Annotated in this window: 10 protein-coding genes; 3 read left to right on the top strand and 7 right to left on the bottom strand. The window is 69.5% G+C overall.

The window, feature by feature from the left end; translation table 11 throughout:
• The coding region (gene pbpC, locus N7640_RS08970) for a peptidoglycan glycosyltransferase PbpC (protein ID WP_279906191.1) at positions 1-1,962 on the bottom strand (1,962 nt) is incomplete at its 3' end.
• 87 nt (positions 1,963-2,049) lie between these two features.
• Between pbpC and N7640_RS08965 the strand changes: the two genes are divergently transcribed.
• Complete coding sequence (locus N7640_RS08965; RefSeq protein WP_279903587.1) at positions 2,050-2,343, top strand: hypothetical protein; 294 nt, start codon at positions 2,050-2,052, stop codon at positions 2,341-2,343.
• A 52-nt stretch (positions 2,344-2,395) separates the two neighbouring features.
• On the opposite strand, the gene N7640_RS08960 is transcribed toward N7640_RS08965, so the two are convergent.
• Positions 2,396-2,956 (bottom strand): transposase, encoded by a 561-nt coding sequence (locus N7640_RS08960; RefSeq protein WP_347815588.1) that lies wholly within the window; start codon positions 2,954-2,956, stop codon positions 2,396-2,398.
• A 72-nt stretch (positions 2,957-3,028) separates the two neighbouring features.
• Positions 3,029-7,945 (bottom strand): alpha-2-macroglobulin, encoded by a 4,917-nt coding sequence (locus N7640_RS08955; protein ID WP_279903586.1) that lies wholly within the window; start codon positions 7,943-7,945, stop codon positions 3,029-3,031.
• Positions 7,946-8,261: 316 nt separating this feature from the next.
• Here N7640_RS08955 and N7640_RS08950 point away from each other — a divergent pair, with 316 nt between their 5' ends.
• Positions 8,262-9,608 carry an MATE family efflux transporter gene (locus N7640_RS08950; protein WP_279903585.1) on the top strand — a complete coding sequence of 449 codons (1,347 nt, stop codon included), beginning with the start codon at positions 8,262-8,264 and terminating at the stop codon, positions 9,606-9,608.
• A gap of 106 nt (positions 9,609-9,714) precedes the next feature.
• A complete protein-coding gene (locus N7640_RS08945) occupies positions 9,715-10,170 on the top strand; it encodes a DUF2214 family protein (protein WP_279903584.1) in 456 nt (151 codons plus the stop codon).
• 211 nt (positions 10,171-10,381) lie between these two features.
• Here the strand turns inward: N7640_RS08945 and speA are convergent, their stop codons facing one another.
• From speA to N7640_RS08925, 4 genes are all read right to left on the bottom strand, one after another.
• On the bottom strand, positions 10,382-12,295 hold the full coding sequence (speA, locus tag N7640_RS08940) for an arginine decarboxylase (RefSeq protein WP_220815913.1): 1,914 nt from the start codon (positions 12,293-12,295) through the stop codon (positions 10,382-10,384).
• A gap of 118 nt (positions 12,296-12,413) precedes the next feature.
• Positions 12,414-12,785 (bottom strand): translation initiation factor Sui1, encoded by a 372-nt coding sequence (locus tag N7640_RS08935; protein WP_279903582.1) that lies wholly within the window; start codon positions 12,783-12,785, stop codon positions 12,414-12,416.
• 350 nt (positions 12,786-13,135) lie between these two features.
• Positions 13,136-13,672 (bottom strand): NUDIX hydrolase, encoded by a 537-nt coding sequence (locus N7640_RS08930; RefSeq protein ID WP_279903581.1) that lies wholly within the window; start codon positions 13,670-13,672, stop codon positions 13,136-13,138.
• Positions 13,672-14,742: a DUF2333 family protein gene (locus tag N7640_RS08925; RefSeq protein ID WP_220815916.1), complete on the bottom strand. Its 1,071-nt coding sequence runs from the start codon at positions 14,740-14,742 to the stop codon at positions 13,672-13,674. The genes N7640_RS08930 and N7640_RS08925 overlap by 1 nt, the downstream gene beginning before the upstream one ends.
• Between the last annotated feature and the right edge of the window lie 209 nt (positions 14,743-14,951).

The raw sequence follows: 14,951 nt of genomic DNA, 5'->3' as shown, positions 1-14,951 counted from the left end.
CTCGCAGCCCGGCGCCACCTGGCGCCCCTCGGCATCCAGCCAGAGGCGCTGATTCAGGCCCAGCCCCAGTGGCTGGTCGGCCGCCTGCAGGGTCGGCGGCACCGTGCCTTCCAGGGTCCAGGCGAAGCGCTGGCGCCGGCAGTTGGGATCGCCGCGCGCCAGTTCCTGGCCGAGCGGCCAGCAGATGGCGGCCACGCCGACGCCGGCCGGCACTTCCTGCACCGGCGGCGCCAGACCGCGCTGGTGATCGCGGTTGACCAGCAGGTCGTGTACCTGCAGCAGCAGGGGCGCGGCCGAGGCCAGGCCGAACTGGCCGGGTACCGGGGTGCCGTCCGGCCGGCCGATCCACACCCCGATCAGGTGGCGCGGGCCGACCCCGACCGCCCAGGCGTCGCGGAAGCCGTAGCTGGTGCCGGTCTTCCAGGCCAGCACCGGGCGCTGCACCAGCTCGGCGCGCGGGTCGCGGTCCGGCCGCGCCTGGCCGGAGAGGATGCGCCGGACGATCCAGGCCGACCCCGGCGACAGCAGGCGCCGTTCGCGCAGCGCGTCCTGCGGCTGCAGGCGCGGGCGCGCGGCCATGCCGGCGCGGGCGAAGGCGCTGTAGCCGGTCACCAGCTCTTCGAGGCGGCTACCGGCGCCGCCGAGGATCAGGGTCAGGTTCGGCTCGGCGCCGGCCGGTAGCGCCAGCGGCACACCCGCGCCGCGCAGCTCGCCGGCGAAACGCCTGGGGCCGTAGGCCTCCAGCAGCTGCACCGCGGGCAGGTTGAGCGAGGTGGCCAGCGCTTCGCTGGCCGACACCGGGCCGATGAAGCCGGCGGCGAAGTTGCCCGGCCGGTAGTCGCCGTAGCGACGCGGCACGTCCTGCAGCAGGGACTCGGAGTGGATCAGCCCGGCGTCCATGGCCATGCCGTAGAGGAACGGCTTGAGGGTCGAGCCGGGCGAGCGCTGGGCGCGGATCATGTCAACGTGGCCGAAGCGACGGTCGTCGCCCACATCCAGCGAGCCCAGGTAGGCGCGCACCGCCATGCTCTCGCTGTCCACCACCAGGATGGCGGCCGAGGTGCGTTCCGGCAGGCGCGCGCGCCAGCCCAGCAGCAGGTCTTCCAGGCGCCGCTGCAGGTTGGCATCCAGGGTGGTGCGGATCAGCGGCGGGCTGCCCGGCACGTTCAGCCGGCGCGCCAGCAGCGGCGCCAGGTCAGGCTCCCGGCGCGGCGCCAGTAGCACCGGCTCCTGCAGGGCCTCGTCCACCGCCGTGCGCGGCCACTCGCCGAACTCCGCCAGCCGGCGCAGCACCTTGTCCCGGGCCACCTGCGCTCGCTCGGGGTGACGGTCCGGACGCAGCCGGCTGGGCGCCTGGGGCAGCACCGCGAGCAGCGCCGCCTCGGCGCGGGTGAGCTGGCTCGGCGGCTTGCCCAGGTAGGCCCAGCTGGCCGCCGCCACGCCCTGCAGGGTGCCGCCGAACGGCGCGCGGTTGAGGTAGAGGGCGAGGATTTCTTCCTTGGACAGGTGCCACTCCAGCTGCAGGGTGCGCCACAACTGCCTGAGCTTGCCGGCAAGGGTCCGCTCGTGCGGGTCGAGCAGCCGCGCCACCTGCATCGACAGGGTGCTGCCGCCGGACAGCACGCGCCCGCCCGTGAGGTTTTGCCAGGCAGCGCGCGCCAGGGCCAGCGGGTTCACTCCCGGATGGCGGTAGAACCAGCGGTCCTCGTAGGTCAGCAGCGCCTGCAGGTAATAGGGCGACACCTCGTCGGGCGCCACCGGGTAGCGCCACACGCCCTCGGCATCGGCGAAGCGCCACAGCGGCGTGCCGTCCTCGGCCAGCACCACGCGGGCCAGGCCATCCTCGGGCAGCGGCAGCGGGAACAGCCGGTCGGCGCACCAGAGCGCGGCCAGCAGGAGCAGCGGCAGGACCAGCCAGGGGCGGCGCAGGGCTCGCCGCAGAGCGCGCGGCGAAGGTTTCATCGGGGGCTCCAGCGCAACGGGGGGAACTCGGCTCGGGCCGACGCAGCCCAAGCTTGAGGATCACCGACAGAGTGTAAGGAAGGATCGATGGGTACCGAGAGCTTCTTCGAACGACTGGGCGAAATACTGGGCAACTTCATTCGTGTCCTGGTCGAGGCCCTGACCGGTTTCTTCCGCCTGATCGGCCAGGCCGGAGCCAACTTCATCGACGGCCTGTCCCGCTCGCTGGGCATGGACCCGAACTGGATCAGCATCCTGGTCCTGATCATCGGCCTGTTGCTGCTGGTCAGCGCCATCCGCGCCTTCCTGCGCGGCTCGATCATCTGGGGCCTGATCGTCCTGCTGCTGGCGCTCTGGACCCTGAGCCTGCTGATCGGTTGAGCAGAGCCGGCACGGGTCCGATCCGTAGCCCGGATGCAATCCGGGGCTGCCGTCACTCGCCCGCACATTCGATCGGACCGACACCGTCTCCCGCCCAGTCGATGGGCAGCAATCCTCGCCGAACGTAGCGATGAAAGCTGGACAGCGGCCAGTCCCGGACCCGCTCGACCAAGCCATGCCTGAGCGGGTTGGCATGGATGTAGTCCACATGGGCGGCGAAGTCCGGCTCGTCGCGTATCAGGTGTTCCCAGAAGCGGCGCTGCCAAACGTCGGCCTCTCTCTTGTGGTTGAACATCAGCGGAGCACCGACGCTTCGCAATCGACCGACGAACAGCGATTTGAAGCGGCGGACCCTCGACGAAAAATCGGCGTCGCCGGCCGGCAGGACCATCAGCAGGTGGAGATGCTCGGGCAGCACCACCGCCGCAGGCAACCTGAACGGCCGCTCCCGGAGTGTCTGTGCAAGCGACTCGCGCAGTTCCCCGCTATAGCGCACCAGCCAGTCCCTGGACCTGTCCTGCAAGGCCAGGGTCAGGAAATAGCAGGCGCCCGGCACGGTGGCGCGTCGGTAGTTGACCATCGGCCAGACCTCCCTGTCCGGCAGCGGATTCACTCCTGACGCCGATCCCGGATTTCATCCGGGCTACGGTCTGTAGCCGGACGAATCCGGGTAGCTCGGCACCGATCAGTTCTCCTTCACCACCAACTGCGCCGGGGCGGCGCCGACGGCGTTCCAGGCCGGGCGGTACATGGACTCGACCTGGGGCGGCGGCACGCGGTAGGTGCCGGGAGTGACGGCGCGGGCCAGGTACAGCAGGTGGGTGGTGTCGTAGCCGTTGATGTCGACGGCGGCGACGAAGCGGTCGTCGCGGAACTCCTGGTGCTTGATCGCCGCGTTCTGCATCGACTGCTGCCATTCCTTCACCGCGCTGCTGGCGTCGTCCAGGCTGGCGGCGCTCTGCGCCAGGTTCTGGTTCTCCAGTTCCAGGCCGGCCGGCAGCAGGTCCACCACCAGGGCGTCGGGCACCCGCTCCTCGGCGCGCACCGCCAGGTGGACCAGCACCAGCTGGCCGCTGGCCAGGTTGCCCAGGTCCAGCGGACGGCCGTCCAGGCCGTAGAAGCCGCGCTCGATGCTGAGGTTGTTGCCACGGGCCGCCGGCGCCGCCGTCGGGTAGCCGGAGATGGTCAGCTGCTGGTAGAGCTTTCCGTCGAAGGCGCTGCTCAGGCTCAGCGGCTCGGCCAGGCTGGCGCCGTCGAGCCGCAGGGCGGGCAGAGCGTTGCTCAGCTCGCGCACCTGGTCGGCCACGTTCAGCGTCGCTTGCCAGTCCTTCTCAGGCGTCTTGATCAGGCCACGGCCGGCGAGGAACAGCGCGTTGCGCTCCTGGGTCGACAGATAGGTCTGCAGCGAGCGCTCCTCGGCCAGGGAGAACAGCAGCTGGTCGCGGCTGGAGGCGGCCAGGTCGTTCTCTTCCAGCAGGGCGTAGATCAGCGCCTGATCGCGCAGCGGGCTGCCGTAGTCGGCCAGCCATTCCTTGCGCTGGCGGCCGATGCCCAGGCCCAGGGCCAGCGCCTCGTCGGAGCGCGGCTTGTCGCCCATCTTCTGCAGGGCCACGGCCAGCTGCACCAGCGGCAGGCCCGACTTGGCGTCGGCGCGGCGGTCATACAGCGCGCGCAGGCTGCCCAGCGGCGCCTGCTGGCTGCGCGCCAGCACCAGACCAGCATAGGCCTGCACGGCGAAGCGGGTGTGGTCGAGGTTGTCGCTGTAGCCGGCGTCGACCAGCTGGCGGTCCTGCAGGTAGCGCAGCAGGCGCGCGCTGGCCTTCTCCAGCGCTTCCGGCGGCACGGCGAAGCCCTGCTCGCGGGCGCGCAGCAGGAAGTCGGTGACGTAGGCGGTCAGCCAGTATTCCTCGTCGCTGTCCGAGCCCCACAGGCCGAAGCTGCCGTTGTAGCGCTGCATGCCCAGCAGGCGCTCGATGCCGATCTCGATGGAACGGCGGCGCTGGGCCTCCGGCTCGCCTTCCAGGCCGAGGCGCTTGAGGGTGGCGCCGTCGGCGTAGAGCGACGGGTACAGGCCGCTGGTGGTCTGCTCCAGGCAGCCGTAGGGGTAGGCCCGCAGCGCCTGGATCTGTTCGGCCAGGTTCAGCGGCGGACGGCTGGAGACGCTGAGCAGCGCCTCGCGCCCGGCCGGCTCGAAGGCCGCCAGGGTGCCGGCCGGCAGCTGCCAGCTGTCGCCCTGCAGCACGCCGCGCAGGTGCTTCTGCTGCGCCGGCCAGGCCGAGCGCACGCCGATCCGCCATTCGCGGCTGAACGCCGGCAGGTTCTCGCCCGGCAGGTCGAGGCCGGCCACGGTCACCCGCAGCACGCCAGTGCCGTAGCCGCCGACGGCGCGCACCGGGATGCGCAGGGTGTCGCGCTGGGCCTGGTCGAGGTCCAGCGTGGTGCTGTAGCCGTCGGGATTGCCGGCCAGGTTGAGCTGGCCCTCGGCCTCGACCCGCACCTCCAGCTGCTGCTCGGCACCGGACAGGTTGGTCAGGTCCAGCGCCACGCTGGTCTCGTCGCCTCCGGCGAGGAAGCGCGGCGCCGACAGTTCGGCCACCAGCGGCGCGGCCACCACCGTCTTGCCCTCGGCCATGCCGTAGCGCTCGTCGGTCCAGGCCTGGGCCATCAGGCGCAGCTCGCCGTTGAAATCGGGGATGTCCAGGCTGACGTCGCCCTCGCCCTGGGCATTCAGCTCGATCGGCACGCTCTGCAGGGCAACGATGGTGACGCTGGTGTCCGGGCGCTTGCCGCCCTTGGCCAGCGCCGCGTCGCCACCGAAGGCCAGCTTGGCCAGGCGGCCCTGGCCGGCCTCGATCAGCTGGCCGTACACGTCCAGCTGGTCCACGCCGTAGGCCTTGCGGCCGAACAGCTCGGCGAACGGGTCGGGGGTCTTGTATTCGGTGATGTTGAGGATGCCGACGTCGACCGCCGCCACCAGCACATTGACCTTCTCCGGCACGCTGCCATCGGCGTTCTTCGCCTGCACCTTGACCTTGAGCGGCTGCAGCGGGCGCATCTTCTCGGGAGCTTCCAGGCTCACCTGCAGCTTGCGCGGCGCGCGGTCGAACGGCAGGTGCAGCAGGCCCACGGCACGCTTGGGCGTGGCCCCGGCCTTGCGCTCGCCGGGACGGATGACCAGGGCGCTGACGTACAGGTCGTGGCGCGCCCAGTCCTTGGCCAGGGGAACGTCGAAGCTCTTGCCCTCGGCGGGCACCTCGATTTCCTGCCACCACAGCGGGCCGTCGCTGGACTCGACCATCAGGTAGCCGCTGCCGCCGGCCGGCGGCGTGACGGTGACCTTGGCGGTTTCGCCAGCGCCGTAGGCCGGCTTGTCCAGGGCCAGCTTGACCTGGTCCGGGCGCACCGCGCCGCCTTCGGTGTTGTCCTGCCAGTAGTAGCCGGCCCAGAAGCGCAGGCTGCTGGTGAAGCCGGTCTGCGGATCGGTGACCTCGACGCGGTACGGGCCCCACTCCACCGGGAAGCTGATCTTGGCGGTGCCGCCGGCGGCCACCTTGACCCGTTCCTCGCCGAGGTTGAGGAACTTCTCGTTGTAGTGGTAGTTCCAGCCCTCGCTTTCCGAGAAGCTCCAGTAGTAGTCGCGGCGCTCGCGGATCAGGCGCACCTGCAGGCTGTCGCTGGCCAGCTTGTTGCCGGCCGGGTCGGCCAGCAGCACTTCGAACTCGGCCAGGCCGTCGCCGTCCACGTTCTCGCCGTCGAACAGGCCGCGCAGCCCCGGCAGGCGCTCGGCCGGCCACACCGGCTGCACCAGGCGACGGGTGATCGGGCGACCGCCGGACTCCTGCAGGCTGGCCTGGAGGATCAGTTGCAGCGGCGACTTGGCCTCGGCCCAGCGGTTCTCGACGCCGACCGTGGCCAGGCCCTCGGCGTCCAGGGTGGTTTCCTCGAGTTCCAGGTCCTGGCTCAGTTCTTCCTCGGTGACCGAGCCGAACTGGTAGCCCGGCAGCGTCTTGACCGCCTCGCGCAGCGGACGCACATAGACCTGGCCGGTCAGGCGGTTGCCCGACGCCGGCGCGCCATAAAGGTAGCGGCCCTCGACCTGGAAGCGTGCCTCGTCGCTCGGCTTGAGCGGCTTCTCGCTGCCCTTCAGTTCCAGCGCCAGGCGCTCGGGGAGGAAGTCCTCGACCAGGAACTCGTAGATCTGCTGGCGGCCGCCGCCGAAGTCGAACAGCAGCTGCCAGCGCCCGGTCGGCGCCTCGCCGGCCAGTTGCAGCTGGTACTGGTACAGGCCTTTGGCGCCCGGCTCCCAGACGAACTTGCGGCTGACCTGCTCGTCCGGCCGGCGCACTTCCACGTTGACCGGCTGCGGCTTGACCGAGCGGCCGTCGACGTCACGCAGCAGGGCGTTGAGCAGCACCAGTTCGCCCGGGCGGTAGAGGTCACGCGGGCCGAACACGAAGAACTGCAGCGGGTTGGCCACCGCGCCGCCGATGTCGAACTCGGCCAGGTCCAGCGCCGGGCTGGACAGGTTGAGCAGGCTGGTCTGCTCGCCCTGGCGGGCGATCAGCAGGGTGGCCTTCTCGGGCAGCGGCAGCTGGGCATGGCCGTCGCCGTCGGTCTTGACACTGGCCAGCACCTCGCCCTTGTAGCCGAGCACCTCGACGTCGACGCCGGACAGCGCCTTGCCACCCTCCAGGGCCTGGGCGAAGGCGTCCAGGCGGCCGTGGTAGCGGTGCACGGACAGGCCGATGTCGCTCAGGGTGAACAGGGTCGCCGGCTGGGAATAGTTGTAGGTGCCCGCCTGGCGCATCACCGCCAGGTACACGCCCGGCTGCTTGAACGGCTCCAGGCCGGCGATCGGCAGCAGCACGGTCTCGCGGGTGTTGCGCACCGGATTGAGATCGAAGCGGCCGCTGTAGACCAGCTCGGCCATCGGCAGCAGCTCGCGGGACTGCCAGGTGTCCAGGCTGGAAGCGCGACCCCACTGGGCGAGGAAGTTGGTCAGCGCCTCCTGCTTGATGCGGAAGAACTCGACGTTGACCTTGTCGACGTTCAGCGCGATCACCGGCAGGCCCTCGGCCAGTCGGGTCGGCAGCAGCGAGCCGCGGCTGGCGAAGCCCACCGTGGGCTGCAGGTCGCGGGTGTCGAGGCTGGCGCTGTACTCGGCGGCCAGTTCGCTGCCATTGATGGCGCGCAGGCCGCGGTCGACGGTGAGCGCCAGGCTGCGCTGCGGCTCCAGGTGGCGCAGGCGCAGTTCCATCAGGTTGTCGGACAGCTCCCAGGCGCCGTCGACCTTGCCGCTCTTCTTGTCCACCAAGTGCACGCGGGCGGCGAAGTCCTGGTCCGGGTCCAGCGGCACGCTGAAGCTCACCGACAGCGTGCTGGCGCCGTCCAGCTGGATTTCCGAGACATCCGCTACGGACAGCTCGCGGCCGGCGTAGCGCTGGCTCAGCTCGGCCTTGTCCAGCGCCGCGCGTGGCTTGGCGGCCTGTTCGGCGGACGCCGCCGGCTGGGCGGGCGGCTTGGCGGGAGCATCGGAAGTGGAGGAATCACAGGCGCTGAGGAGCGCGAGCGCGGCAGCCAGAAACAATCCTTTGTACGACATGACGGACTCTCGGGAGAGTGGCGGGGGAAGGCCAGCACTATAGCCGAGCCAGATGAGCCCTTCACGGAAGCGTTACGCACTTGGAATCAATTTGTCGACGATCTGCACTCGGCACCGAAGCCCTTGTGGGAGCGGCCTTGGCCGCGAAGCCTTCCCCCGTCACCATGCACAGTCCAACGCCATGACTTCGCGGCCAAGGCCGCTCCCACAAGACTCCACCGGCGAGAGCCTGGAAGGTCGCCGGACAACGCCACGGTGCCACGCGCGCCTTGTCACCCCGGCCTATAATCCCGTGCTTTCGCCCTGGGGCCGCTCCATGTCCGCACTGCTCGCCGCCTGGCGTCACGCACCGACCCATCGCCGGGTCTGGGCGCTGGCCGCGCCGATGATCCTGTCCAACCTCTCCGTGCCGCTGGTGGCGCTGGTGGACAGCACGGTGATCGGCCACCTGCCCCATGCCCACCAGCTCGGTGCAGTGGTGGTGGGCGGCAGCCTGTACGCCATGCTGGCCGGCGTGTTCGGCATCCTGCGCATGAGCGCCACCGGCTTCGCCGCCCAGGCGGCGGGCCGCGGCGACGGCGCTGCGCTGCGCCTGGTGCTGCTGCAGAGCCTGGCCCTTGCGGCCGTCATCGCCGTGGCGGTCGGCCTGCTGGCGGTGCCCCTGAGCGACCTGGCCCTGCGCCTGATGAGTCCCTCGGCCGAGCTGGACGCCCAGGCCCGCGACTTCTTCCACGCCCGTCTGTTCGGGCTGCCGGCCACCCTGGCCTGCGCGGCGCTGGTCGGCTGGCTGCTCGGCACCCAGAGCGCACGCGGCGCGCTGGCGGTGATGCTGACCACCAACCTGCTCAATGTGGCGCTCAACCTGTGGTTCGTCCTCGGCCTGGAATGGGGCGTGCTCGGCTCGGCCCGCGCCTCGGTGCTGGCCGAGTGGTGCGGCGCGCTGCTCGGGCTGTGCCTGGCATGGCGCACCCTGCGTCACCATCCAGGACGGCTGCCGGGCCGCGAGCTGCGCCGCTGGAGCGGCTGGAGCGCGCTGCTGGCGGTGAACCGCGACATCCTGATCCGCACCCTGGCGCTGCACCTGGTGTTCTTCCTGATCACCGTGCAGGGCACCCGCCTGGGCGACGCCACGGTAGCGGCCAACGCCTTGCTGCTCAACGGGCTGCTGGTGGTCGCCTTCGCCCTGGACGGCCTGGCACATGCGGTGGAGGCGCTGTGCGGCCACGCCATCGGCGCCCGCGATCGGCTCACCCTGCGCCGCTCGCTGGTGGTGGCCGGCGGCTGGTCGCTGCTGGGCAGCCTGCTGTTCGCCCTGCTCTTCCTGGTTGCCGGCAGACTGTTCGTCGAGCTGCAGACCGACATCGCCGAGGTGCGCCGCGCCGCCTACCCGTACCTGCCGTACATGGCGCTGCTGCCGCTGGTGGCGGTGTGGAGCTACCTGCTGGACGGGCTGTTCATCGGCGCCACCCGCGCGCGCGAGATGCGCAACGCCATGCTGCTCAGCGTGGCCCTGGGCCTGGTGCTCGGCTGGCTGCTGCGCGGCCTGGGCAACCACGGCCTGTGGCTGGCCTTCCTCGGCTTCATGCTGATGCGCGGCGTGACCCTGGCGCTGCTCGCCCGGCGCCTGCAGCGGCGGGACGCCTGGCTGCCGGCGGCGGGCTGAGCGCAGCGAGCGCTGGATCGCACCGCCCGGCCCCTGTACCTTGCCTCGGAACAGGGCCGCGACAGAACGGCCCGTCATTCCGTCCCAGCCATCCGAGGAGCCCGCCATGGCCGATGCGATCGCCGCCAGCCTGCACTACCTGTCGATCTTCGTGCTGTTCGCCCTGCTCACCTGCGAGCACATCCTGTTCCGTGCCGACCTGGACCACGCCACCGCGCGGCGCCTGCTGCGCATCGACCTGGCCTACGGCGTGACGGCCGGCCTGGTGCTGGCCACCGGCCTGGCCCGGGTGGTCTGGTTCGGCAAGGGCGTGGACTTCTACCTGCACAACTGGGTGTTCCACGCCAAGGTCACCCTGTTCATCCTGGTCGGCCTGCTGTCGATCCTGCCGACTCTGACCTTCTTCAACTGGCGCAACGACCTACTGGCCGGCAAGGCACCGACCATCACCCCGGCCCAGGCCCGGCGCACCATCTGGGTGATCCGCCTGGAGCTGCTGCTTCTGGTCTGCCTGCCGTTCCTGGCCAGCCTGATGGCGCGCGGGGTGGGTTACTTCAGCTGATCGCCCCACTGTTGTAGGGTGCGCCGTGCGCACCTGTCTGTAGGCCCGGTGGCTCCGGTGCGCACGGCGCACCCTACGAGCAGGCGCAACAGCCAATGGGGCATCACCATGAAAAAGCCCGGCGGATGCCGGGCTTTTTCTTTGCCGCGATGTGCGCGGGTTGCACCCGCCCTACGGGAGCCTGTAGGGCGGGTGAAACCCGCGTCCGACCTCAGGTCGACAGGTAGGAGGAGCGGGTCAGCCCCAGCCGCAGCGCGTCCAGGTACTGGGAGCGCTCGTTGGCGGTGAGCTTGGCGCCGGCCACCTTGTCGCGGTAGTAGGTCATCAGTTCTTCCGGCGACAAGTGCACGTAGCGCAGCATGTCCTCGATGGTGTCGTGGGTCTCGATGCCGGTGTGGAACACGCTGCCGTCCGGGCGCTGGTAGATGTTCACCGAGTCGGTGTCGCCGAACAGGTTGTGCATGTCGCCGAGGATTTCCTGGTAGGCGCCGACCAGGAACACGCCGAGCACGTAGTCCTCGCCCTCGCGCACCTCGTGCACCGGCAGGCTGGTCTCGATCGACTGCTCGTCGACGTACTGGCGGATCTTGCCGTCGGAGTCGCAGGTCAGGTCCTGCAGCACGGCGCGGCGCAGCGGCTCCTCCTCCAGGCGGGTCAGCGGCAGGATCGGCAGGATCTGGCCGATGGCCCAGGTGTCCGGCAGGCTCTGGAACACCGAGAAGTTGCAGATGTACTTGTCCGCCAGCTTGTCGTTGAGTTCGTCGAGCACCGCCCGGTGCGAGCGCTGGCGCGCCTTGAGCTGGTTGTGCAGGCGCCGGCAGATGGCGAAGTAGCACTGCTCGGCCAGGGCCTTCTCGGTGAGGTTGAGCTTGCCGGCCGAATACTGCGCGGCCACTTCCTCGATGTAGTGGGTGGCGCGCCAGTAGGTCTCGGCGACCATCTCCGGGTCGCTGCCGCCGAGCAGGTCGATCAGGTTCTGCAGCACCTCCGGCTGCTCGACGGAACGGTCGATCTCCGGCTCCTCGTCGTTGTGCCGCTCCACGTCGGTCACCTGCACCACCAGCACCGCGTGGTGCGCGGTCATCGCCCGGCCGCTCTCGGAGAAGATGTGCGGATGAGGGATTTCCTGGCGGTCGCAGAATTCCTTGAGCATGTCGACCACGGTGGAGGCGTAGTCCTCCATGTCGTAGTTGATCGAGCTGGCGTTGCGCGAGTGGGTGCCGTCGTAGTCCACGCCGAGGCCGCCGCCGACGTCGATGTGATCGACCGGCAGGCCCAGCCCGCGCAGCTCGCCGTAGTAGCGGATGGCCTCGCGGAAGCCCTTGCGGTAGTCGGCGATGTTGGCGATCTGCGAGCCCATGTGGAAGTGCAGCAGGCGGATGCCCTGGTCCAGCTTGGCCGCCTTGAAGCGCTCGACCACCGAGAGGATCTGCGCGGCGGAGAGGCCGAACTTGGACTTCTCGCCACCGGTGTCGGCCCACTTCGAGGACGCCAGCGAGGACAGGCGCACGCGCAGGCCCACCTGCGGGGTGACCTTGATCCTGGCCGCCTCGTCGATGACGAACTGCACCTCGGATTCCTTCTCGATCACGATGAACACGTTGTGGCCGAGCTTCTGGCCCATCAGCGCCAGGCGGATGAACTCGCGGTCCTTATAGCCGTTGCAGACGATGGTGCCGCCCTTCGGCGCCAGCGCCAGCACCGCCATCAGCTCGGGCTTGGAGCCGGCCTCCAGGCCGATGGAAACGTCCTGGGTGGCGATGATGTTCTCCACCACCGCCTCCTGCTGGTTGACCTTGATCGGGTACAGCGCGGTGTAGCGGCTGCCGTACTCGAGGCGCTCGATGGCCGCGTCGAAGGCACTGGTCAGCTGGCGCACGCGCGACTGCAGGATGTCCGGGAAGCGCACCAGCAGCGGCAGCGACAGGCCGCTCTCGCGCAGGCCGTCGAGCTGGGCGTAGAGGTCGATCGGCGCGCTGTCAGGGCCGTTGGGTCGCACTTCGACGCGACCGGCATCGTTGATCGAGAAGAAGCCGGCGCCCCAGTGGCGAATGCCGTAGACGCTGCGGCTGTCCGCCACCGTCCATTGGCTACCGTCGTCTTTGCGGGTGCGTCTTGCGGCCATCGAAGTCTCCTGTGGGGCGAGAAAGGGCTGCCGCCCGGCAGCGGTTGTACATCACGAATATGAAGATTGCAGGAAGAGTGGACTACCCCGCCTGCGTGGAAGTTTAGGAAGCGGCGCGTCAGCCGCCGGACTTCTTGGCCTTGAAGCCACGCTTGGCGAGTTCTTCGAGCAGCAGCTCGACCATGTCACCCTGGATCTCGATGACGCCGTCCTTCAGCCCGCCACCGCAGCCGCAGCGCTTCTTCAGCGCGCTGGCCAGCTCCTTCAGCTCGGCCTCGGCCAGCGGCACGCCGGTGACAGTGGTGACGGTCTTGCCGCCACGGCCCTTGGTCTCGCGGCGCACGCGGGCGATGCCGTCGCCTTCGGGAATCTGGCTCTGCTTGCAGATGCAGGCGGCCACCGGCTGGCCGCAGTCGGGACAGTGCCGACCGCCATCGGTGGAATAGACGAGACCGCCCAGGGCGGAGAGCGAAGAAGCTTTCTTGACCACCGGCTTTTCCTCGTAGGGGTCAGGATAGCGACTGGCTGAACGATGTCAGCCGCGAGGCCCCACTCAGGCAGGGGCGGCGCAACCAGGCGTGGCGCCTAGCATGGAGGTGGCGCAGTGTACGGATAAAAGTCGCTTCTGCTAAGTGCAGAATTGCGCCATTGGCCGACGGATTGGCGACCCCGTTCGGCATCGCGCACCAGGACGTACGGAAATACTGCACAACACCACGGCCGGCGCGGGCTTCCCCACCCCTCTCCCCACGGGAGAGGGGCCGGGGGTGAGGGGCTCGCAGGCCACGCCGAGTCGACCATGGCACCCTCACCCCGGCCCTCTCCCACAGGGAGAGGGGGCTATCCCTGCGCCGCCAGGTACAACCGCAACGCCTGCAGCGAATCCGGGCAGCAGGGCTTCTCCCGTACAAGCATCTGGGCCTGTTCGAGCGTGACGAAACGCGCCTCCATCACCTCCTCCGGCTGCAGCGCCAGCGGCGCATCGGACACGGCGGAAAACACCGCGCCCCACAGGCGGTTGCCCGGCTCGTCGAAGAAGAAGCGGCCGTGCTCACGCAACGGCACGCCGACGATGCCCAGTTCCTCGAACAGCTCGCGGGCGGCGGACTCGGCATAGCTCTCGCCCTCCCCCACCATGCCGCCCGCGGCCACGTCCCAGTAGCCGGGATACACGGCCTTGCTCAGGGTGCGCCGGTGCACGCACAGCTCGCCACGGGAATTGAACAGCAGGATGAAGGTGCCACGGCCGATCAGCCCGCGGCCGCGCAGTTCGGCACGCGGCAGGCCGCCGAGCTGGTGGTCGCGCTCGTCGACCCAGGCCACCCGTTCGGCGTCGGAGGCGGCGCGGTGCGCCGCCTCGTTCGCGGGGTGGCCCATCAGCCCTGGCTCAGCAGGGTGCGCAGGTCGATGATCGCGGCGTTGGCACGGGAGATGTAGTTGGCCATCACCAGCGAGTGGTTGGCCAGCACGCCGTAGCCGCTGCCGTTGAGCACCATCGGGCTCCACAGGGTCTCCTGGGCGGCCTCCAGCTCGCGGATGATCTGGCGCACGCTGACGGTGGCGTTCTTCTTCGCCAGCACGTCGGCGAAGTCCACCTCGATGGCACGCAGCATGTGCGACAGCGCCCAGGCCTGGCCGCGCGCCTCGTAGAACACGTTGTCGATCTGCAGCCAGGGCGTGCGCACCTCTTCCTCGCTGACCTGCACCGTCTGTCCTTCCGGCACCGTCTGGTTGGGCTGCAGGTCGGTGTTCAGGCGCACCCGGCCGACGCTGGCGGACAGCCGCTGGGACAGCGAGCCCAGGCGGGTGGCGACGTCGCCCAGCCAGTTGTTGAGGTTGTCGGCGCGGGCGTAGAACTGGGCCTTGGGCTGGCTCGGATCGGCCAGGGCCGCCAGGTAGCGGTCCAGCGACTTGATGCCCTCGGCGTACTCGGCCTCGGAGGCTGGCAGCGCCCAGCTCTTGTTGTCGAAGTTGAAGCGCGGCTCGGCCTTCGCCAGGTTCGGGTCCTCGGTGGACTGCGACTGGGAGCGGGCGAAGTCCTTGCGCAGCGCGCGGGACAGGTCGCGCACCTGCACCAGCACGCCGTATTCCCAGGCCGGCATGTTGTCCAGCCACAGGCCGGGCGGCGCGATGTCGTTGGACAGGTAGCCGCCGGGCTTGCTCAGCAGGGTCTGGGAGACCTGCTTGAGGGTCTCCACCGTGGTATAGCCGCTGACCATCTTGCGCTGGGCCTGTTCGGCCGCCGCCTGGGCATGCTGCTGCACCGGGAACAGGTCCGGCTCCTGGCTCCAGTACCAGCCCACCAGCATGGCGCCCAGCAGGTAGATGCCCAGCAGCGTGCCCAGCGTCTTGCCGAGCCAGCCGCCACCGAAATAGCTGCGCACCCCGTCCATCGAGTCATCGACGTTGCCACGCAGCTCACCTGCGCGATTCTTCCAATCCAGCATGATCTTGATCCTTCATTGCGTCATCGCTTGATCCGACCCTGTCCGCGGCCGATCCGTTCTGCACTATAAGTGAAGCTCACAGTCAGAGCAGTGACAGAATGGCCTGGATGCCGCCGATTCGGCCAAAAGTTGGAAAATTGGCGTCAAATGATCAATGGTTATCCTTGGAATACCTTTCCAGTGGTAGCATCAGGCCATCACTCAGCCCA

Origin of the sequence: Pseudomonas sp. GD04015 (assembly GCF_029837675.1) — a bacterium.
Classification (GTDB): Bacteria; Pseudomonadota; Gammaproteobacteria; order Pseudomonadales; family Pseudomonadaceae; genus Aquipseudomonas; species Aquipseudomonas paralcaligenes.
Note: the sequence above shows the minus strand (reverse complement) of the source record. Positions and strands in the feature narration are given on the sequence as shown.

Excerpts from the sequence above, each read along its gene's own strand:
- N7640_RS08955 (WP_279903586.1), bottom strand. The coding sequence starts at position 7,945 with ATGTCGTACAAAGGATTGTTTCTGGCTGCCGCGCTCGCGCTCCTCAGC.
- speA (WP_220815913.1), bottom strand. The coding sequence starts at position 12,295 with ATGGCCGCAAGACGCACCCGCAAAGACGACGGTAGCCAATGGACGGTG.
- N7640_RS08945 (WP_279903584.1), top strand. The coding sequence starts at position 9,715 with ATGGCCGATGCGATCGCCGCCAGCCTGCACTACCTGTCGATCTTCGTG.
- N7640_RS08930 (WP_279903581.1), bottom strand. The coding sequence starts at position 13,672 with ATGGGCCACCCCGCGAACGAGGCGGCGCACCGCGCCGCCTCCGACGCC.
- N7640_RS08925 (WP_220815916.1), bottom strand. The coding sequence starts at position 14,742 with ATGCTGGATTGGAAGAATCGCGCAGGTGAGCTGCGTGGCAACGTCGAT.
- N7640_RS08965 (WP_279903587.1), top strand. The coding sequence starts at position 2,050 with ATGGGTACCGAGAGCTTCTTCGAACGACTGGGCGAAATACTGGGCAAC.
- N7640_RS08950 (WP_279903585.1), top strand. The coding sequence starts at position 8,262 with ATGTCCGCACTGCTCGCCGCCTGGCGTCACGCACCGACCCATCGCCGG.